Annotated in this window: 22 protein-coding genes; 10 read left to right on the top strand and 12 right to left on the bottom strand. The window is 70.5% G+C overall.

Features of this window, described 5'->3' with window-relative positions:
- Positions 1-59: 59 nt before the first annotated feature.
- Entirely contained in the window at positions 60-674 is a 615-nt protein-coding gene (locus AWB92_RS26700) for a carboxymuconolactone decarboxylase family protein (RefSeq protein WP_142282329.1), read from the bottom strand.
- Between the two features lie 283 nt (positions 675-957).
- Here AWB92_RS26700 and AWB92_RS26695 point away from each other — a divergent pair, with 283 nt between their 5' ends.
- On the top strand, positions 958-1380 hold the full coding sequence (locus AWB92_RS26695; RefSeq protein WP_085191034.1) for a nitroreductase family deazaflavin-dependent oxidoreductase: 423 nt from the start codon (positions 958-960) through the stop codon (positions 1378-1380).
- Between the two features lie 114 nt (positions 1381-1494).
- Here the strand turns inward: AWB92_RS26695 and AWB92_RS26690 are convergent, their stop codons facing one another.
- Complete coding sequence (locus tag AWB92_RS26690) at positions 1495-2523, bottom strand: alcohol dehydrogenase catalytic domain-containing protein (RefSeq protein WP_085191032.1); 1029 nt, start codon at positions 2521-2523, stop codon at positions 1495-1497.
- Between the two features lie 40 nt (positions 2524-2563).
- On the opposite strand from AWB92_RS26690, the gene AWB92_RS26685 reads away from it, so the two are divergent.
- Positions 2564-3130 carry a TetR/AcrR family transcriptional regulator gene (locus tag AWB92_RS26685; RefSeq protein WP_085191029.1) on the top strand — a complete coding sequence of 189 codons (567 nt, stop codon included), beginning with the start codon at positions 2564-2566 and terminating at the stop codon, positions 3128-3130.
- Here AWB92_RS26685 and AWB92_RS26680 read toward each other — a convergent pair.
- The gene (locus AWB92_RS26680; RefSeq protein ID WP_085191394.1) at positions 3116-3529 is read right to left on the bottom strand and encodes an SRPBCC family protein; all 414 of its coding nucleotides are present in this window, start codon (positions 3527-3529) and stop codon (positions 3116-3118) included. The two genes, AWB92_RS26685 and AWB92_RS26680, sit on opposite strands and share 15 nt — an antisense overlap.
- Before the next feature lie 91 nt (positions 3530-3620).
- Between AWB92_RS26680 and AWB92_RS26675 the strand changes: the two genes are divergently transcribed.
- Both AWB92_RS26675 and AWB92_RS26670 read left to right on the top strand, forming a co-directional pair.
- A complete protein-coding gene (locus AWB92_RS26675) occupies positions 3621-4415 on the top strand; it encodes a helix-turn-helix transcriptional regulator (RefSeq protein ID WP_085191392.1) in 795 nt (264 codons plus the stop codon).
- A 332-nt stretch (positions 4416-4747) separates the two neighbouring features.
- Complete coding sequence (locus AWB92_RS26670; protein ID WP_085191027.1) at positions 4748-5176, top strand: hypothetical protein; 429 nt, start codon at positions 4748-4750, stop codon at positions 5174-5176.
- A 20-nt stretch (positions 5177-5196) separates the two neighbouring features.
- Here the strand turns inward: AWB92_RS26670 and nadC are convergent, their stop codons facing one another.
- Genes nadC through nadA form a run of 3 tightly spaced genes read right to left on the bottom strand, consistent with a single transcriptional unit; the run spans position 5197 to position 8656 of the window.
- Positions 5197-6051, bottom strand: coding sequence for a carboxylating nicotinate-nucleotide diphosphorylase (nadC, locus tag AWB92_RS26665; protein WP_173817503.1), 855 nt, complete (start codon positions 6049-6051; stop codon positions 5197-5199).
- 2 nt (positions 6052-6053) lie between these two features.
- Positions 6054-7625: an L-aspartate oxidase gene (locus AWB92_RS26660; protein ID WP_173817502.1), complete on the bottom strand. Its 1572-nt coding sequence runs from the start codon at positions 7623-7625 to the stop codon at positions 6054-6056.
- Positions 7625-8656 (bottom strand): quinolinate synthase NadA, encoded by a 1032-nt coding sequence (nadA, locus tag AWB92_RS26655; protein ID WP_142282344.1) that lies wholly within the window; start codon positions 8654-8656, stop codon positions 7625-7627. The genes AWB92_RS26660 and nadA overlap by 1 nt, the downstream gene beginning before the upstream one ends.
- 64 nt (positions 8657-8720) lie before the next feature.
- Between nadA and AWB92_RS26650 the strand changes: the two genes are divergently transcribed.
- The gene (locus AWB92_RS26650) at positions 8721-9428 is read left to right on the top strand and encodes an NUDIX domain-containing protein (RefSeq protein ID WP_085191019.1); all 708 of its coding nucleotides are present in this window, start codon (positions 8721-8723) and stop codon (positions 9426-9428) included.
- 156 nt (positions 9429-9584) lie between these two features.
- Positions 9585-10925: a lipase family protein gene (locus AWB92_RS26645; protein ID WP_068177689.1), complete on the top strand. Its 1341-nt coding sequence runs from the start codon at positions 9585-9587 to the stop codon at positions 10923-10925.
- A 152-nt stretch (positions 10926-11077) separates the two neighbouring features.
- Here the strand turns inward: AWB92_RS26645 and AWB92_RS26640 are convergent, their stop codons facing one another.
- The 3 genes from AWB92_RS26640 to bioB all read right to left on the bottom strand — a co-directional run bounded on the left by AWB92_RS26640 (position 11078) and on the right by bioB (position 13015).
- Complete coding sequence (locus AWB92_RS26640) at positions 11078-11653, bottom strand: DUF2567 domain-containing protein (protein ID WP_241523618.1); 576 nt, start codon at positions 11651-11653, stop codon at positions 11078-11080.
- Between the two features lie 80 nt (positions 11654-11733).
- Positions 11734-11961 (bottom strand): hypothetical protein, encoded by a 228-nt coding sequence (locus AWB92_RS26635; protein WP_085191014.1) that lies wholly within the window; start codon positions 11959-11961, stop codon positions 11734-11736.
- A 13-nt stretch (positions 11962-11974) separates the two neighbouring features.
- Entirely contained in the window at positions 11975-13015 is a 1041-nt protein-coding gene (gene bioB, locus AWB92_RS26630) for a biotin synthase BioB (protein WP_085191011.1), read from the bottom strand.
- 141 nt (positions 13016-13156) lie between these two features.
- Here bioB and AWB92_RS26625 point away from each other — a divergent pair, with 141 nt between their 5' ends.
- The 4 genes from AWB92_RS26625 to AWB92_RS26610 all read left to right on the top strand — a co-directional run bounded on the left by AWB92_RS26625 (position 13157) and on the right by AWB92_RS26610 (position 16993).
- A complete protein-coding gene (locus tag AWB92_RS26625; RefSeq protein WP_085191008.1) occupies positions 13157-13348 on the top strand; it encodes a hypothetical protein in 192 nt (63 codons plus the stop codon).
- A gap of 78 nt (positions 13349-13426) precedes the next feature.
- On the top strand, positions 13427-15265 hold the full coding sequence (locus AWB92_RS26620; protein WP_085191006.1) for a hypothetical protein: 1839 nt from the start codon (positions 13427-13429) through the stop codon (positions 15263-15265).
- Positions 15266-15269: 4 nt separating this feature from the next.
- A complete protein-coding gene (locus AWB92_RS26615; RefSeq protein WP_085191004.1) occupies positions 15270-15632 on the top strand; it encodes a hypothetical protein in 363 nt (120 codons plus the stop codon).
- Complete coding sequence (locus AWB92_RS26610; RefSeq protein ID WP_085191001.1) at positions 15629-16993, top strand: hypothetical protein; 1365 nt, start codon at positions 15629-15631, stop codon at positions 16991-16993. The genes AWB92_RS26615 and AWB92_RS26610 overlap by 4 nt, the downstream gene beginning before the upstream one ends.
- 103 nt (positions 16994-17096) lie before the next feature.
- Here AWB92_RS26610 and AWB92_RS26605 read toward each other — a convergent pair whose 3' ends face one another.
- From AWB92_RS26605 to AWB92_RS26595, 3 genes are read right to left on the bottom strand one after another with little or no spacing between them, the layout of a single operon-like run.
- Complete coding sequence (locus tag AWB92_RS26605) at positions 17097-17603, bottom strand: 2'-5' RNA ligase family protein (RefSeq protein WP_085190999.1); 507 nt, start codon at positions 17601-17603, stop codon at positions 17097-17099.
- On the bottom strand, positions 17603-18277 hold the full coding sequence (gene bioD, locus AWB92_RS26600) for a dethiobiotin synthase (protein ID WP_085190997.1): 675 nt from the start codon (positions 18275-18277) through the stop codon (positions 17603-17605). Before bioD ends, AWB92_RS26605 begins: the two co-directional genes overlap by 1 nt.
- Positions 18274-19434 (bottom strand): 8-amino-7-oxononanoate synthase, encoded by a 1161-nt coding sequence (locus AWB92_RS26595; protein ID WP_085190995.1) that lies wholly within the window; start codon positions 19432-19434, stop codon positions 18274-18276. Before AWB92_RS26595 ends, bioD begins: the two co-directional genes overlap by 4 nt.
- Between the last annotated feature and the right edge of the window lie 26 nt (positions 19435-19460).

The raw sequence follows: 19460 nt of genomic DNA, 5'->3' as shown, positions 1-19460 counted from the left end.
TGTCCCTGATGGGAGCAACCGCATTTGCCCTCGGGGTTCGGGACCGCGCGAATCGGCGTTCAGCTGCCGAACGCGTTGCTTCCCATGACCAGTGCCGCGGTCCCGCCGTACAGATATCCCACCTCGACCGCTTCGGTGACCTCGGGTTCAGTCGCCCCCGCCGCCCGGGCGTTGTCCGCCAGCATCCGGACACCATCCGGGTGAGCAGCGATGGCATCGGTGACCATGCCGATGAGCAGCTTGTATTTGGCGGGGATCGCGCCGTCCCTCAGGATGCGCTCACGCATCGCCAGGTAGGAGTCGGCGAATTGGGGATCGCGACGCTGGATCACCGACAGCCACGGCGGCTGGGGAATGCCGGCCTGCGGCGGCGGGTCCCCGGCGGGCGCGCCGGGCTGGCTGCAGCCACCCGCCGACGCCTGGACACCGCCGACGTCGCCGCACACGTCGGCCCGGACCGGTGCGGCGGTCTGCATCAGCAAGGCCGCGCCGACCATCATGGCCGCCGCCCACAGCGCCAGGTAACTCCGCAGCGTCCGCGCCCGCGGGGCGGCAGCGCCAACGGATCGTCGGATCTCGACCGCCTCGGCGATCTCTGCTTCCGAGGCGCCGGCCGCGCGAGCGTCGGCGGCGAACGCGCTGACACCGTCGGGGCGCGCGGCGGCCAGGGCCATGAGCAGTCTGTACTTTGCCGGGATAACGCATTGCTTCGGCATGGGCTCGCACGCGTTGGTCATGGGCAAACCGTACGCCTGCAACGGCACCGACCGCAAAACGAAATCCCTTGTGCGGCTTGGCTTATTGCGACATTGCAGCGACGAACCGTCATCACGCAAGCGGCATTCGCGTACCGCCCATTCTCCCAGATCGGCTGAAGGCGACACCGGACCGGTACAGTGCCGGTGAAAGGCCGGCTAAGACCGGTTTGGGCCCGCAGAGATTACTCAAGGAGCCGTGATGTCCACAAAGGATCACCCGAACAACGCCCCGGGCGTCCCGATGGTATTCCCGGTCTGGTTCGAGCGTTTCCAGATCAAGTACTTCAACCCGGCGATCAAGCCGCTTGCGCGCTTTCTGCCCATCACCGCGACCATCAAGCACCGCGGCCGCACGTCGGGCAAGGAATACGAGACGATCATCACCCCCTACCGCAAGGGCAACGTCGTGGCGATCGCGCTGGCCCACGGCAAAACGAACTGGGTCAAGAACGTGCTGGCCGCCGGCGAGGCGGACCTGCAGTTCGGCCGCAATCGCGTGGTGCACCTCACCAACCCGCGGATCGTGCCCGCGGGTTCCGACGGCCCGGACGTCGAGCGGCTGCCGCGGATGGCGCGCGCGCAGGTGCGCCGGGTCGGGGTGTTCGTCGCCGACATCGCCTGACGCTTCGCCGCGTTGCGGGTGAACTGACGGCTTTTCGCGTGTACTGGCGGCGGGATTTCGTCGATTTTCCCGCCCTACACTCACACGCAAAGCCCCAGGTTCACAGTCAACGCCCTAGCCGCGCGTGAAGACCGTTTTACCCGTCATCGCCGGCCAGGCCGACGGGGCGTCTTCCCAGGCAACAACGCGGTCGACGGCCGGGGACAGGTCCAGTCCACCGGCGAGCAGTTCGAGCACGCGTGGAATGACCGTGCGCGCGCTGACGCGTCCGGTGACGAACCGCACGCCCCGGGTGTACATCGGCAACAGCGGCATCTCGACCTTGTATTCGGGGTAAATCCCCGTGTCGGTGCACACGCCATCCGGCCAGGTCGCGCGCAGCGTCGCCGATAGCGTCGCGGCGTCGCCGGTCGTGTGCACGGTGACCGGATAAGAGCCCCAAGACTTGTCGGGTTTGGCGACGTCATGGACCGCCGCGCCGAGCTTCTCGGCGGCGGCCAGCCGCTGCGGGTCGGTGTCGACGTAGTCGACGTGAGCGCCCAGCGCCACGCCGAAGGCGGCCGCATACAACCCGATCGACAGTCGACCGAGTACCAGGACGCGGCGATCGGCCGGATCGAGCGCGCTCAGCTCGTCGGCGAACGGCCCGACGGTGCGCCAGCCGTCGGGAATGTTGTCCGACAGGGACGCGATGGAGACGGGGTCGACCGGGTCGGGAAACGGGATGAGCATCGCGTCGGCGTAGGGCACTAGCACCAGATCCGACATGAACCCGCCGCCGTCCAGCCCGGCGATCGGCGCCATCCCATACATCGCCATCAGCGGCCCCGAGCCGCACGAGCCCGTCACGCCGCGACGGCATTCGCGGCACGTCCCGCAGCTGATCTGGAAAGGCACCACCACCCGGTCGCCCACCCGAACGCCTTTGACGTCGTCACCGACCGCCACCACCTCGGCCAACCCCTCGTGGCCGACCGCGTATGCCGGCGGCAACGGGAGCCTGCCTTGGCAGACCGCGACGTCGAGGTCGCAACACGCCACCGCCAGCGGCCGGACCAGCGCCTGCTCGGGCGCGGCGAGCTGCGGTTCGGGCACCTCGCGCCACGCGTATCGCCCGGTCTCTTCGTAGGTCAGCTGCCTCATCTCTGCATTCTTGAGTGATCATTCAAGTAAAGTCAATAGCATGCCGAGACCGGATCGCAGCCGCCCCGCGCTGATCGACACGGCCGCCACCCTGTTTCGCCGCCAGGGCTACGCGGCGACCGGGCTCAACCAGATCCTCGACGAGGCCGGCGTCAAGCCCGGCTCGCTGTATCACCACTTTCCGCAGGGCAAGCAACAGCTGGCGGCGGCGGTCGTCGAGACGGAGGGAAGCGGCATCGAACAACTGCTGCGCCGGTTGCTGGCAACGGGGCGGCCGGTGGCCGACATCGTCGATCGGTGGATCGACCTGCTGGCCGCGGGCTTGGCGGGCGACCGGCGCGACGGCTGCCCCATCGAACCGATCGCCACCGAGTCCGTGCACGCGAGCCCGCTGGTGCGCGAGGCGTCGGCGCGCGCCTTCGGGGGATGGTCCGCGGCCGTCGAGGAGCGGCTGCGCTCCGACGGGTGGGGTGCGGCCGAGGCGAAACAGGTTGGGCTGGCGGTGATTTCACTGATCGAGGGGGCACTGATCCTGTCCCGGATCTCCGGCGACGCGGGCGCGCTCGAGGCGGCCAAGCCCGCGGCGCGCACGCTACTGCGCGGCTAGCTCGCCTTCAAGGCTGGCCTTGATCGCCCGGGCGGCGTCCTCCATCGCGGCGTGCAGCCGAACCGCCAACTCGTCCGGCAGAACGTCCCTGGTCCAGATGAAGCGGCACCGTCGCGCGCCGTCGGGCACGATCTGCATCGCGGTGTTGTCGTGTTCGGGTCGCGCCGTGTCGCCGATGAGGGAGTAGACGATGCGGCGCGCGGCTTCGTCTCGCGCGACGAGCCGTTCCCGGGCGACATTGCCGTTCGCGAACGTCACCACGCGAACGTCGCCGTCGGCCTGCGCCGACACCACGTAACCGCGCGCCATGCCGACCGGGCCGTCGGCCCAGTCCCCGATCACTTGCCAAACGCGGTCGGCGTCGAGGTCGATTTGGAACTCGGTGCGTATTGATGCCATGAAGCCAGCTTCGCGTCCGGATGCCGCGCGGTCTTGAACATCCTTGCGGCCGGCTGTCACCCCGCGGCGCTAGCCTGGCGGCGTGCTGTCGATGGTCACCCTCGCCGCCCGGCCCCACTTCAGCCTGCAGGCCTGGACATGCCGTCCCGACGGCTCGAGCTGGTCGGCGATTGAGCGCCCGATCGACGGACGGCTGGTTTTGGTCAGGTCCGGCCGGTTTCAGCGGCGAGGCTCAGACGGGCCGGTCAATCTCGATCCGACGGTCGGCTACGTCGGCGGGCCCGGCGAGGAAGACCAATTCGCACATCCCCACGGCGGTGACGTGTGCACCTCGGTGCGGCTGAGCGCGGCGTCGTGGCGGCGGCTGGTCGGCGACGGCGGTCGACTGCGACACTCGACCTTCTACGTCGACGCTCGGCTAGAGCTCGCGCACCGGCGGCTGTTGGCCGGCGGCGAAATCGACTACCAGCTCGCCGAGAATGTCGTCGCGCTCATAGCCACGGCGGTACGAGCGGTAACCGACCGACACACGCCGCTGGCCGATCGGCCGGGTCCCGCCGACGCACTTCTCGTGCGGCGAGCGCGCGCGGCCATCCACGACGACGACCCGGCGGCGCGCGGTCTGTTCCCACTGGCGGAGCTGCTGGGCACGTCGCCATACCGGTTGAGTAGGGCGTTCCCGCGCGAGCTGGGCGTATCGCTCACTCGGTATCGCAACCGCGTCCGGGTGAGCCGGGCGCTCGACCGGCTCGAGCGCGACGAGTCGACGCTGGCCGCCGTCGCCGCTGACCTCGGATTCGCCGACCAGGCGCACTTCACCCGCGTTGTTCGCCAACATCTGGCCCAGACCCCGGCGGCGATCCGGCGCGAGCTGTCTCTGCATTGAGTGTGCGCTCACGGCTTTCGGTGTGAGTTCGCGGCGGGATTTCGGCGATTTTTCCGCCGGGGTTGCACACGCAAGCGGAAGCCGCCTTCGCCTCAGCCGTCTTCAGCTCCCAGTGGTCGCATGTGCCAGACCCCGCTGATGAGCGCACAGCACGGCCATTTGCAGGCCTCAGTTGACCCGGGACGCGCGACACGGCGCGGTCTCGCAAGCCGAGAACCGATGATCGCCATGCCCCAGCCGGACCAAGGACTTAGGGCCCTACGCCCACGCGCCGGTGCAGCGCGACAATTGCAGCTCCACATCAATCAGCCTCACGCAGAAGGGATCTTGCAATGGCTGACAACGACCTGACCACTCAATTCGAAAAGCTCTCCGCCGCGGCCAAGGAGGCGAACGAAAAGGTACGCGCCGCGGGGCAGCAGGCCCGAGAACAGGTCCAGGCGGACGCGGCTCGCGCGCGCGACCGGGCATCCAAGGCCGCCGATCATCTGCAAGACCGGGCCGTAACCGCCCGCGACGATGCATCGCAGCACTGGCGGGAGCTGGCCGGCAATTGGAAGGCCCACGTCGCCAAGATTCGCAATGACATGGCGGAAAAGAGGGCCGCGCACGAAGCCAAAGAGATGGACGTCTATGCCAACATGGCCATCAGCTATGCGCTTGACGCGATCGATTTCGCGGAGTCCGCTGTCTACGAAGCGGAATATGCAGTGCTCGACGCGCTTTCGGCACGCTCAGCCGCCGACGCGATGGCCACCTGAGGGCGACGAGCGGGCGAGGACTACATGTCCAGGCCGATGTCGAGCACGCGCACCGAGTGGGTAAGCGCGCCGACGGCCAGGTAGTCCACGCCGGTCGCGGCGTAGGTCGCCGCGTTCTCCAGGCTGAGTCCCCCGGACGATTCGAGGAGCACGGCGGGCGCCCGGGCGTCGCGGCGCTGTACGGCCGTCTGCGTCTGCCACACCGGGAAGTTGTCCAGCAGGATCAGCTCGGGCTTTTCCGGCAGCACCTCGTCGAGCTGCTCGAGCGAATCCACCTCGACCTCGCAGGGCAGGTCGGGGGCCGCTTCGCGCACCGCGCGCAGCGCCTCGACCACCGATCCGGCGGCCGCGACGTGGTTGTCCTTGATCAGGGCCGCGTCGCCGAGGCCCAGGCGGTGGTTGACGCCACCGCCGACGCGAACCGCGTATTTCTGCAGCGCCCGCAGGCCGGGCAGGGTCTTGCGGGTGTCGCGGATTTTGGCCTTGGTGCCGTGCACCGCGTCGACCCAGGCCGCGGTGGCGGTGGCGATTCCCGACAGGTGGCAGATGAGGTTCAGCGCGGTCCGCTCCGCGGTCAGCAGGCCGCGGGTCTGCGCCTGGACCGTCAGCAGCGGCTCGCCCGGCCGCAGCCGGGCGCCGTCGTCGACGCGATCGAGCACCTGATAGCCGCCGGCGCCGAGGACCTCGTCGAGCACGAGCAATGCGACGTCCACGCCGGCGATCACGCCCGGCTCGCGGGGCACCATCGAGGCGGTGGTCACCGCGCCGTCGGGGACCGTGGCCTGCGTGGTGACGTCGGGCCCGTAGCGCAGATCCTCCTGCAGAGCGCGCCGGATCAGATCCCGGGCGGTGTCGAGTTCGTCGTCGGACAGCATCGTCACCCCACCGCCGCCAGCGCCTCCACCAGCACCGAGTTCTGGTCGTCGGCCAGCCGGAGCACGCTGCTGCGGGCTTGCTCGGGCGCCGCGTCCGGGTACTCCGCGCGGTGGTGACACCCGCGGCTTTCGTTGCGCGCCAGGGCGCCCGCGGTCACCGCCCGGGCGGCCAGCGTCAACGCGATGTCCTCGAAATCGCGGCGGCCGGTGATGTCGCGGATGGGCGCCCCGGATAGCTTGTCGGACAACCGGTTCAGCCCGGCGGCGTCGCGCACCACCGAGGCGTCGCGGCTCATGGCCCGGTGCAGGTCGCCGCGCGATGCGGCGGTGTGGGCGACGAGTTCGGGCGCGAGCGCGCGGGTCCGCCCGGCCGCCGAGGAGTGCGCGGCCGCGGCCCTGCCGGCGCGACCGCCGACCACCAGCCCCTCGAGCAAGCTGTTGGACGCCAAGCGGTTTGCGCCGTGCATCCCGGTGCGGGCCACCTCGCCCGCGGCGAACAGCCCGGGCAACTCGGTCTGCCCGTGCACGTCGGTGACGACGCCGCCGCAGCTGTAGTGCGCGCCGGGGACGACCGGAATCGGTTGGCGGACGGGGTCGATCCCGGCCTCCCGGCACGCGGCGGTGACGGTCGGGAACCGCGCCTCGAAGCCCGCGATGCCGCGCGCGTCGAGGAAGACGCACGGGTCGCCGGTCTCCCGCAGCCGCGCGTCGATGGCCGCCGCGACGACGTCGCGGGGGGCCAGGTCGCCCATCGGGTGAACGCCGGCGGTGACCGAGTTACCTTGGGAATCAAGCAGTATCGCACCCTCGCCGCGGATCGCCTCGGTGACCAGCGGACGGCGCCCGCCGCCACCTCCGAAAAGCATCGTCGGGTGGAACTGGATGAACTCGAGATCGCTGACCGGCACGCCGGCCCACAGCGCCAGCGCAATACCATCGCCGGTGGAGCCGTCGGGATTGGTGGTCGCCCCATACAGGTGCCCGAGCCCGCCGGACGCCAGGATCACCGAGGGCGCGCTGATGACGCCGTAGCCGTCCGGGTTGCCCGCCCACACGCCGGTCACCGCGGCCCCGTCGTGCAGCACCCGCAGGGCCACGTGGCCGGTGCGGATGTCGAGCGTGGCCGCCGCGTGGTCCAGCGCGCGCTGGACCTCGGCGCCGGTGGCGTCGCCCCCGGCGTGCACGATGCGCCGCCGCGAGTGTCCGCCCTCGCGCGTCACGTCCCACCGGCCGGGCACGGCCTCGTCGAATCGCGCTCCGTCACCGACCAATTCGGACACGGCGCGGTAGCCGTCGGCGACGATCGAGCAGACGGCGTCGGGGTCGCACAGGCCGGCGCCGGCGGCCAGGGTGTCGGCGACGTGGGCCTCGACCGAGTCGTCGTTGCCTGGCAACACCACCGCGATGCCGCCCTGCGCGTAGTGCGTAGCGGTCACCCCGCGCGCATCGTGTGCCTTGGACAGCACCACGACGCTGCGGCCGGCGCGATGGGCGGCCAGCGCCGCGGCCAAACCCGCTACGCCGGTTCCGATTACAACGACATCGGCGGAATGGGTCCAATCCGGACGGGCGATCATTCGCCGCCGCCCGGCTGCCCGATCTGGATCATTCGCTGCACGCTGCGCCGGCCCGCCGCGGCGATCTCGGGGTCGACGTGGACTTCGTCGGCCCCCTCGACCAGGCAGCGCAGCAGCGCGGCCGGGGTGATCATCTTCATGTACTTGCAGGAGGCCCGGTCGTTGACGGCGCGGAAGTCGACTTGCGGTGCGGCGCGGCGCAATTGGTGCAACATGCCGACCTCGGTGGCGACCAGGACCTTGCGGGCGTTCGTTTCGTGGGCGGCCTCGAGCATGCCGCCGGTGGACAGGATCTTCACCCGCTCCGCCGGGAAGGCGCCCTCGCCGGCGAGGTACAAAGCCGAAGTGGCGCAGCCACATTCGGGGTGTACATAGAGTTCGGCGTCGGGGTTTGCGCGCGCCTGCTCGGAGAGCTCGTCGCCGTTGATGCCGGCGTGCACGTGGCACTCGCCGGCCCACACGTGCAGGTTCTTACGCCCCGTCACGCGCCGGACGTGGGCGCCGAGGAATTGGTCCGGGCAGAACAGCACCTCGCGGTCGGGGTCGATGGACTCGACGACGTCGACCGCGTTGGACGACGTGCAGCAGATGTCGGTCAGCGCCTTCACCGCGGCGGTGGTGTTGACGTAAGAGACGACGACGGCACCGGGGTGCTCGTCCTTCCAGGCGCGCAGTTCGTCGGGGGTGATGGAATCGGCGAGCGAGCAGCCGGCCCGCTGGTCCGGAATGAGCACGGTCTTGTCCGGGCTGAGAATCTTGGCGGTCTCGGCCATGAAGTGCACACCGCAGAACACGATGGTGTCCTCGGGCGCGTCGGCGGCGATCCGCGACAGCGCCAGCGAATCGCCCACGTGGTCGGCGACGTCCTGGATGGCGGGCAGCTGGTAGTTGTGCGCGAGCAGCGTGGCGCCGCGCAGCGTAGCCAGCCGGCGAACCTCGGCGGCCCACTGCTCGTCTCCGTCCAGGCCGGTGTACCCGGCGGGGGTGTCGGTGATGCGGGCACTCAGGTCGTCCGCGAGGGTGTCCATGCCAATCGAAACCGTCACAGCGGTTCCTTTCGTCCCGGGAGGTTTTCGACTTACAATCGAAAACATGGGCCATACTAGCACTGAACACGAGGTGCTGGCGGTCGTGTTCCAGGTTCGTCAGGTAACGGCGGGCCCCCGTAGACAGAAACCGCAGTTGAACGTCCTGTTATGGCAACGCGCCAGGGAACCGCAGAAGGGCGCCTGGTCGCTGCCGGGCGGCCGGCTGCGCACGGACGAGGACATGACCACCTCGGTTCGGCGCCAGCTGGCCGAGAAGGTCGACCTGCGAGAGCTGGCTCACTTGGAGCAGCTCGCTGTGTTCTCCGACCCACACCGGGTGCCCGGTGCCCGGGTGATCGCCTCGACGTTCCTGGGCCTGGTGCCCTCCCCCGCCACCCCGGAGCTGCCCCCGGATACCCGCTGGCATCCGGTGGATTCGCTGCCGCCCATGGCGTTCGACCACGGCCCGATGGTGGCCCACGCCCAAACCAGGCTCGCCGCCAAGATGTCCTACACCAACATCGGATTCGCCTTGGCCCCAAGGGAATTCGCGCTGTCCGCGTTGCGCGACATTTACGGCGCCGCGCTGGGCTACCAGGTCGACGCGACGAACCTGCAGCGCGTGCTGGTCCGGCGCGGGGTCATCAGCCAGACGGGCACCATCGCGCAGTCCGGCCGCAGCGGCGGACGGCCGGCGGCGCTTTATCACTTCACCGACTCCCAGCTGCGGGTCACCGACGAATTCGCCGCGTTCCGGCCGCCCGGCGTTTAACGCCCCGCCCGCCGCGACACGCCGGTACATTGGGCAGAACACCTTTCGCCCGTGAGCTGGGGGGACCACGAGAACTGGCTCACAACGCGGCGATTACGTTTTGGTCACCGTCCGTTCATGCGCGAGAATGCCGGATGGCCAAGGAGGGATCTGCGAATGGTTGAGCTCGGCAATCTCGCGGGGACGCGTGGCGCTCAGTGGATCGGACGGCCGCACCACGAGGACCTGCAGCGCAAGGTCCGGCCGCTGCTGCCCTCGGACGACCCGTTCTACCAGCCGCCGCCCGGCTACCAGCACGCCGAGCCCGGGACGGTGCTGCGCTCGCGCGACGTCGAGCTGGCGTTTTTGGGTCTGGTGCCCCAGCCCGTCAAGGCCGTCCAGCTGCTGTACCGCACGATGGACATGAACGGCCAGCCCGAGGCGACGGCGACCACCGTGATCGTCCCGGCCCAGCTGGCTCCGGGGCAGAGCTGCCCGGTGTTGTCGTACCAATGCGCGATCGACGCGATGACGTCGCGTTGCTTTCCGTCCTACGCGCTGAGGCGCCGGGCCAAGGCCCTCGGGTCGCTCAGCCAGTTCGAGTTCTTGCTGATCACCGCCGCCGTCGCCGAGGGCTGGGCCGTGTCGGTGCCCGACCACGAGGGCATCCACGGTTCGTGGGGCGCGCCGTACGAGCCCGGTTACCGCGTGCTGGACGGCATCCGCGCCGCGCTGAGCTCGGAGCGGCTCGGGTTGTCGCCGTCGGCGCCGATCGGGCTGTGGGGCTACTCCGGCGGTGGTCTGGCCAGCGCGTGGGCCGCGGAGATGTGCGGCGATTACGCACCCGAACTGGACATCGTCGGCGCGGTGCTGGGCTCGCCCGTCGGCGACCTCGGCCACACGTTCCGCAGGCTCAACGGGAGCTTCCTCGCCGGCCTGCCCGCGCTGGTGGTGGCGGCGCTGGCCAAGATCTACCCCGACCTGGACCGGATCATCAAGGAGCACACCAACGAGGAGGGACGCGCCCTGCTCGACTCGCTGCACGACATGACGACTGTGGAGGCCGTCCTGCGGATGGCCGGCAAGAACATGGGCGACTATCTCGACGAGCCGCTCGAAGAGATCCTGTCGACCCCCGAGGTCACCTACGTCTTCGACAGCATCAAGCTGGGCGCGGCGGTGCCGACGCCGCCGGTGCTGATCGTGCAGGCGGTGCACGACTACCTGATCGACGTGCACGACATCGACGAGCTCGCCGACGCCTATTCGGCCGGCGGTGCCCGGGTCACCTACCACCGGGACGCGTTCAACGAGCACATCTGCCTGCACCCGCTGTCCGCGCCGATGACGCTGCGCTGGCTCACCGACCGGTTCGCCGGCCGGCCGCTAACCGAGCACCTGATCCGCACCACGTGGCCGACGATGTTCAACCCGATGACCTACGTCGGCATGGCCCGGCTGGTCAAGATCGCGGCCAAGGTCATCACCGGCCGAAAGATCCCGCACCGCCCGCTCTAAGGTCCCTGGACGTCGAGATCGGCACCCGGGTGTTGAGTGTGTGTCCTGGGCTTTGCGCGTGAATCCACGGCGGAAAAATCGCCCAGATCTCGCCGTGGGTTCACACCGAAAGCCGTGAGTTCACACTCGACACGGCTGCGACGCTGGGACGCCTACGAGACGGCGGCCTCCGGGGCCTCGGGCTCCATCGGCAGCGCGCCGGAAGGCCGGCCGGCCACCGGAAGACCACCCAGGTCGTCGCGGGCGTCGGCTGCCGCCAAAAGCGCGAACACCAGCGCGGCGATCCCCGCGGGCCACGCCAGCGTCACCGCCACCTGCGCCAGGTGGAGGGCGAAGAACACCGGCGGCGCCTGGGTGACATAGGCGACCGGCGGGGTGCCCGAGACCGCGACCGCGTCGAAGTTCAGCGCGCCGTAGCGCAGCCGAACCAGCAGCGCACCCGTCCCCGCAGCCACCGCCGCGGCGACCACCATGCCGAGCGACAGCCCCAGGACCATCGCGGGCCCGCGGTGCTCGCGCCGCTGCCACACCAGCACCGCGCCCACCACCGCCAGCGCCGTCAACAGGCCCAGCAGCATGGCCGGGGCGATGAAGAAGTGCTCGGACTCGGTGCCCAGATAGTCGTGGACCCGCTCGCCGGCCCGCGTGATCGCCACCACCGCGCGAATCGGCGGCGCGATCCAGGCCCACAGCCCGCCGATCGCGACACCGGTCGCGGCCACCCCCAGCGCCGCGACGAGGACCGCGCGCGCCCGCGCCTTGCGGGGGACGCCGGCGGGGTCGAAGGGCGCGGACTCGGCGTGCTCGGTCACCGCTGTGCCTCCATGTCCGCAGAGTCGACCTCGCCGTGCCGCGAGCACCGCGCCCGCCAGCCGTCGGGCCGGACCTGGACCACCATCCGGCGTCCGCATTCGGCGCAGAACCGGGGCGGCTCGAGGCCAAGCTGGGCGGCCGTCGGCACGGCCGTGCCCCCCTGCTCCCCGGTGTAGACGTTGTAGACGCCGGCGCTGACCGGGGCGCCCAATTCCCGAACCACGGTCTCCAGTCTCTTACAGGCTGGCGTTGAGCGCCTTAATCGGCATCTGCAAATCCTGCAGCAGTTCCAGGTCCGCCTCGGCGGGGCGCCCGAGCGTGGTCAGGTAGTTCCCGACGATCACCGCGTTGATGCCGCCCAGGATGCCCTGCTTGGCGCCGAGGTCACCCAGCGTGATCTCGCGCCCGCCGGCAAAGCGCAGCATCGTGCGCGGCAACGCCAGCCGGAAGGCGGCGACCGACTTCAACGCCTCGCTGACGGGCAGCACCTCCAGGTCGCCGAACGGGGTGCCCGGCCGCGGGTTCAGGAAGTTCAGCGGCACCTCGTCGGGCCGGAGCTCGGCCAGGTCGGCGGCGAACTCCGCGCGCTGTTCCAGGGTTTCGCCCATGCCGAGGATGCCGCCGCAGCACACCTCCATGCCGGCGTCGCGCACCATCGACAGCGTCTCCCAGCGCTCTTCCCAGGTGTGTGTCGTCACGACGTTGGGGAAGAACGAGCGGGCCGTCTCCAGGTTGTGGTTGTAGCGGTGCACGCCCATCGCCGAGAGCTGCTCCACCTGCTCGGCGCTCAGCATCCCCAGCGAGCAGGCGATGTTGATCTCGACCTCGTCGCGGATCGCCTCGATGCCGGCCGCGACCTGCGCCATCAACCGCTCGTCCGGGCCGCGGACCGCGGCCACGATGCAGAACTCGGTGGCGCCCGACTTGGCCGTCTGCTTGGCCGCCTCGACCAGGCTGGGGATGTCCAGGCGCGCGCTGCGCACCGGCGACGAGAATAGCCCCGACTGGGAACAGAAGTGGCAATCCTCCGGGCACCCGCCGGTCTTGAGGCTGATGATGCCCTCGACCTCGACCTCGGGGCCGCACCAGCGCATCCGCACCTCGTGGGCCAACGCCAGCAGCTCCTCGAGCCGGTCGTCGGGCAGCTGCAGCACCCGCAGCACCTGGTCGCGGGTCAGGCCCTCGCCGCCGTCGAGCACCTGCCTACGGGCAACCGCGAGGATGTCGTCGTTCGAGTCGTCGGCGTCGGTCGTCGGCCGAGTTGCCGCTTGAGTCACCAGGTACTCCCCTGCATCTTTTTGCGTGCGCGCGCACCCGCACCTGCCATTCGTGATGGCAGCCTGAACAAATCGGTTCAAAGTAGGGTAACGGCCTCCGAGGGAGGGGACAGACGGGGTCCGCCGGGGTATGTCTGATCAATGACTCTTTGGGAGGCCCAGGCGCACGTCGAGTACCTGGCCCACCACATGCTGCTGCTGGCGATCCCCGCCTTCCTGCCGGCGATCGTGGTGGTCGGCGTCATCCTGTACGTCGCGCTGAGAGACCGCCGCAACGGCGGCGACGCGGCGGCGAGCCAGCAAAGCGACGCCGCCGACAAAAAGCGTGATTGACGGGCCCTCGATCGGGGCATTCCGGTTCCTGCGAGCTGCATCACAGCTCGCCAGGCCGGGGTGCAGGAGGGTTTGACGATGAAATCGGCGGAACTCACTTTTGTGGCCGAGGCGCCGGCGCGCGGCGCCGGCCTCAACCAGGTGATTGGGTTGTCGATCGCCGCCGTGGTGATCGGCGCGGCCATGCTGTGGATCGGTTATGCGCACCGCACCCACCGCATCGAATGGTTGACCCGCATCGCCGACAAGATGGGCGAAAAGTTTCACCGCCCCAACTGGGTGGCCCTACCGGTCCTGATCTTCACCACGTTCATCATCTGCGCCCTGTTCGGGTTCATCTGGGACGTCAGCTGGCACATCGGCAACGGCCGCGACCCCGGCCCGCTGGCGAACCCGGCGCACTACTTCATCATCATCGGCCTGTTCGGAATCTTCGTGGCGGGCATGTTGGCGATCGTGCTGCCGTTCGACCGGCCCGGCCCGGCGGCGGTGCGCATCACGCGTAACTGGTACGCCCCGGTCGGCGGGATTCTGATGGCGGGCTGCGGGTTGTACGCGATGATCGGGTTCCCGCTCGACGACATCTGGCACCGCATCTTCGGCCAAGACGTAACCCTTTGGGGCCCAACGCATTTGATGATGATCGGCGGGGCCTGCTTTTCCCTTTTCTCGGTGCTGATCCTGGAGCGCGAGGGCGAGGCCCACGAGGGCGCGGAGGTCTTCCACGGCCCGTTCATCACATTCCTGCGCTACCTGTCCTTCGGCGGTCTGTTCATCGGGCTGTCCGTCTATCAGATCGAATTCGACTTCGGCGTCCCGCAATTCCGGCTGGTATTCCAGCCGATGCTGATCGCCGCGGCGTCCGCGCTGGCGGCGGTTGCCGCCCGCCTGACCATGGGGCGCGGCGGCGCGGTCATCGGGGCCTTGTTCGCCGTCGCGCTGCGGGGCCTGGTCGCGTTGCTGGTCGGGCCCATCCTGGGCGCGCCGATCAACTGGTTCCCGCTCTATGTGGGTCCGGCGCTGGTCGTCGAACTGGTGGCGCTGACCCCACTCCTCAAGCGCCCCATCGCTTTTGGTGCCGTCTCCGGCCTGGGCGTGGCGACCGTCGGGCTGTGGCTGGAGTCGCTGTGGATCGGCGCGGTGTACCACTACCCGTGGCCGACGAGGATGTGGGGCGAGGCGCTGGCGATGTCGGTGCCCGTGGCCGTGCTGACCGGGGTGTGCGGAGCGATGTTCGGGATGGTGCTCACCGGACAGCGGCTGCCGGGCCGCCGGGTCGGCATCGCCGCGGTGGTGTTGACGGTGTTGGTGATCGGCGCCGCGGTGGCCAACGGCTTGCACATCTTGGTGCCGAGCCACAACACCGCCACCGTCACGCTGACCGACCAGCCCAGCCAACCGGGGCGGCGGATGGTCTCGGCGGACGTGCAGCTCACCCCGCCGTTCGTCAGCGACCATCCGGAGTGGCTGACGATCCTGTCGTGGCAGGGCCGCATGGAGAACAACCGCGGCCTGATGATCGACCGACTGGAAAAGGTCGGGCCGGGGCACTACCGGTCGACCCAGCCGGTTCCCGTGTGGGGAGAGTGGAAGACGCTGCTGCGGGTGCAGGACGGCCGCACGATGACGGCCCTGCCGATCTGGGAGCCCGCAGACGATGCCATTCCGGCACCCGAGGTTCCCGCGCTGGCGCAAAGCGTGCGGCCGTTCGTCCTGGAGGTCACGATCCTGCAGCGCGAACGCGACCAGAGCGCGCCGGCCTGGTTGTTCACCGCGGGCGGCATCGTGGTGCTGATCCTGACCCTGATGGTGATCAGCGCGCTGACGTGGGGCGCCGGCCGGCTGAACAATGCCCAGGAGTCGCCGGAGCCGGTCGAGGAAAAGCAGCCCGTGCCGGGCGCTCCCAGGGCGGCCTAGCTTGATGACGGTTCGCCGTGCCCTCGTCACCGCGTGGGCGGCCGCGCTGACTTGCGGGCTCGTCGCCTGCGGCGGTTCGCAGCCCTCGTCGCCCGCCGCGGCCCCCGTCGTCGACGTCACCATCGCCAAGGGCCAGGTCACCCCGACCAACGCCACGCTGCAGGCCAAGGTGCACCAGCAAATCACCCTGCGGGTCACCAGCGACGCGCCAGACGAGTTGCACGTGCACTCGACGCCCGACCACAAGTTCCCGGTCGCGGCCGCGCCCGGCCAAACCTTCCAGTTCAGCGTCGACGTCCCGGGAAACGTCGAGGTCGAGCTGCATCACCTGGACCGCACGATCGCGACGATCCAAGTCCAGCCGTGAGCGCCGCCGGCGCGACGACGGTGCTCGCGCACGGCCTGGGCGGCTCGGGCGACCTCCCGGTGCCGTACCTATACGCGATGGTCGGGGCGGCGTGGGCGCTGACGTTCACGTTCGCGCTGGTCGCGTTCGCGTGGCGGCGGCCGCGGTTCGATCCGAACCAGCCCGGCCGGCCGCTGCCGTCGGCGCTGACCTCGTTCGTCGACGCCCGGGCGACCCGCTGGACGGCGGCCGGGCTGGCATTGGCGTTCGCGGTGTGGGTGGTGCTGGCCGGGGTGTGGGGTCCGCGGTCGGAGTCCAACGCCCTGCTCGGGGCGTTCTACGTGCTGCTGTGGGTCGGGCTGGTGGCGGTGTCGTTGCTGTTCGGCCCGGTCTGGCGGGTGATCTCGCCGATGCGCACGGTGTATCTGCTGCTGCGGCGTGTGGTGCCAGCGCGCCTCGGCCGGCCGCGGTGGTCCTACCCCGAGGGCTGGGGCTATCGACCGGCGGCGCTGGGCCTGTTCGCGTTCGTGTGGATGGAGCTGGCCAGCCCCAACTCGGCATCGCTGCCGCTGGTCCGGGCATGGCTGGCGACGTATGCGGCGCTGATGCTGGTCGGGGCGTGGCTGTGCGGGCAGCGGTGGCTGGCCCGGGCCGACCCGTTCGGCGTCTACAGCATGGCGGTTTCCCGGCTCTGCCCATTTCGGCGCAACCCGGCCACCGGCAAGATCGTCGTCGGGAATCCGCTCGACCACCTGCCCTCGCTGCCCGTGCGGCCCGGGGTGGTGGTGCTGCTGGCGGTGCTGCTCGGGTCGACGGCGTTCGACAGCTTCTCGGCGTCGCCGACGTGGCGGGGATTCGTCGACGAGGTTTCGCGTGGCTTCCGCCTGGCGCCGACGTTGTCGTCGTCGCTGCTGCGCAGCTTTGGGCTGATCGTGTTCATTTCCGTTGTGGCGGTGACGTTTTCACTTGCGGCGCGCGCCACCGGCGGGGTCGACCGCGAGCAACGCCGCGCCCTGCCCGGACGGATGGCGCATTCGCTGATCCCGATCGTGGTGGGCTACATCTTCGCGCACTATCTGTCCTACCTCGTCGAGCGCGGCCAGCAGGCGGTGTTCGCGCTGGGCGATCCGTTCGGCCGCGGCTGGAACCTGTTGGGGCTGGCGCATTGTCACGTCGCCTACGTGTTGTCGGCGCATCCCCCGCTGCTCGCCGGCATCAAGGTGGCCTCGGTGGTGACCGGCCACATCGTGGCGGTGGTCGCCGCCCACGACCGGGCCCTGCGGCTGCTGCCGGCCGGCCATCAGCTCACGGGGCAGCTGACGATGATGCTGGTCATGGTCGGCTACACGTTCACCGGCCTGTATCTGCTGTTCGGCGGTTAGTGTGAGCCCACGGCTTTCGGTGTGAACCCACGGCGGGATCTGGGCGATTTTTGCGCCGTGGCTTCACACGCGAAGCCCAGGATGCACACGCGAACACCACGCCCTACAGCGGGTGTTCGACCTTCTTGCCGCCGTCCCAGCGGCGCAAGCCGGCGAAGCGGCCGTCGAGCTGCGACGGCCGGCCCGCGATGCGCAGCGCACGGCCGAGCTGGTGACCACCGACGCGGCGCGCCATCGTCACGTGCGCGGTCCATTGGCCGGGCCGGCTGTTCGACATCGGCGCCGGCTCGAAATGCGGACCGCACAGCCGGTGCACCTCGGCGTGCAGCGCCAGCAGTTCGCTGGTCGGCACGATCAGCCGGGCGAACACGACGTTCGCCCGCCCGAACAGCACCGGCGCGCCGATCGCCGCGTCCAGCGGGAGTCGTCGGGCGACCGGCCCCAGCAGCCCGTCGACGCACAGATCGATGCGTTCGGCGACGGCCAGCGTGACGTGCGGCCGGCTGGCCGGCGCCTGGCTGGGAATGCCAGCGTCGGCCAACTCCCGCCAGATGCCACGAATGGCCTCTTCGGTGTCGGGATCGAAGACCAGCTCGATGGAATGGACCATCAGCGCACCAGCGCGGTCACCCAGTCGCGGTCGAACGCCCCGGCGCTCATGGCCGCGAAGTCGGGCCTGGATGCCGCGTCGGCGGGCAGCGCGGTCCGCACCGGGGCCAGCTTCGCCAGCGCCGACCGGTTCGACGTCTCGACCAGGCCGGGCCGGGCCGGCCAGCTCCCGATGACCAGCCCGGCGCACGGAACTCGTTGGGCGGCAAGCGCTTCCAGGGTTAGCGCGGTGTGGTTGAGGGTGCCCAGCTCGGCGCCGACCACGACCAGCGCCGCGGCGCCCAGCCCGACGGCGAGGTCGCGCAGCGTGACGCCGGGGTCGGCGAGTTCGACCAGCAGGCCGCCCGCGCCTTCGACCAGCGTCAACCGGCCGGGGCGGTCCAGCTCGCCGACGAGCCGCAGCACCCGCTCGCCGGTGGGCAGCGCCGTCCCGGCCTGCTCGGCCGCGGCGGCCGGCGCCATGGGCAGCGGGTAGCGCGCCAACCCGACGAGTTCGGTCACCCCGGATAGCCGGCCCACCTCGGCGAGGTCGTCGTCGCCGGCGTCGGTGCCGGTCTGGACCGGCTTGCACACCGCCACGTCGAGGCCGGCCTGACGGGCGTGGCAGGCCAGGGCCGCGGTGACGACCGTCTTGCCGACCCCGGTGCCGGTGCCGGTGACGACCAGGACGGTCAACGGCGCGCCACGCCGAGCACGTCCGTCAGCACCCGGCGCGCGGTCTCAAGGTCGTCGGCGTCCAGCGACGCGCGCGCCGACAGGCGCAGCCGCGACGTCCCGGCGGGCACGGTCGGGGGCCGGAAGCACCCCACCTTGACGCCGGCGTCCAGGCAGGCGGTCGCGGCGGCCAGCGCGACTTCCGGATCGCCCAGGATCACCGACACCACCGCCGACGCCGGCACTTCCGGCACGCCGCACGTGTCGGCCAGGAAGCGGGCGTGGCGAAGCACTGCGTCCGGCCGCCACGCCTCGGCCCGCAGCACCTGCAGCGCGGCCCGCGCGGCGCCCACCGCCGCCGGCGCCAGGCCGGTGTCGAAGATGAACGGCCGGGCCACGTCGATCAGGTGCGCGCGCACCGCCGCCGGTCCGAGCACCACCCCGCCCTGGCTGCCGAGCGCCTTGGACAGCGTCGTGGTCATCACGATGTCGGGCGCGCCCGCGAGGCCGAGCTCGTGCAGCAGCCCGCGTCCGCCGCCGCGCACCCCGAGGCCGTGCGCCTCGTCGACGATGAGCAGCGCGCGGTGGCGGCGGCACACCTCGTGCAGTTCGCGCACCGGGGCCAGCGAGCCGTCGGCGCTGAAGACGGAGTCGGTGATGACGACGGCGCGCTCCTCGTCGCGGGAGGCCAGTGCCGCGTCGACGGCGGTCACGTCGCGGTGCGGCGTCACCCGCACCCGGGCACGAGACAGCCGGCACGCGTCCACCAGCGAGGCGTGCGAAAGAGCGTCGGACACCAGCAGCGAACCGGGGCCGGACAGGCCGACGACGGCCCCCAGGTTGGCGGTGTATCCGGAGGAGAACAGCAAGCCCGACGCGGCGCCGACGAACTCGGCGAGCTCGGACTCGAATTCCTGGTGCAGCTCGGTGTCGCCGGTGACCAGGCGCGAGCCGGTGGCCCCGGCGCCCCACATGCGCAGCGCCGCAACGCCCCCGTCGATCACGTCGGGGTGCTGGGACAGGCCGAGGTAGTCGTTGGAAGCCAGGTCCAGCTCGGTCGTGACGGCGGGACGCGGGCGCAGCGAGCGACGCAGCCCGGCCCCGCGGCGCTGCTTCTCCACCGCGTCCAGCCACGCCAGCGGTGATACCTCGATCGGTGCCCGCGGTAAGGCATTCATGGGCGTTCAGCCTACGGGGCGGGCGA

Origin of the sequence: Mycobacterium sp. IEC1808, from assembly GCF_002101935.1 — a bacterium.
Taxonomy (GTDB): Bacteria; Actinomycetota; Actinomycetes; order Mycobacteriales; family Mycobacteriaceae; genus Mycobacterium.
This window is presented reverse-complemented; position numbering and strand designations above follow the sequence as displayed.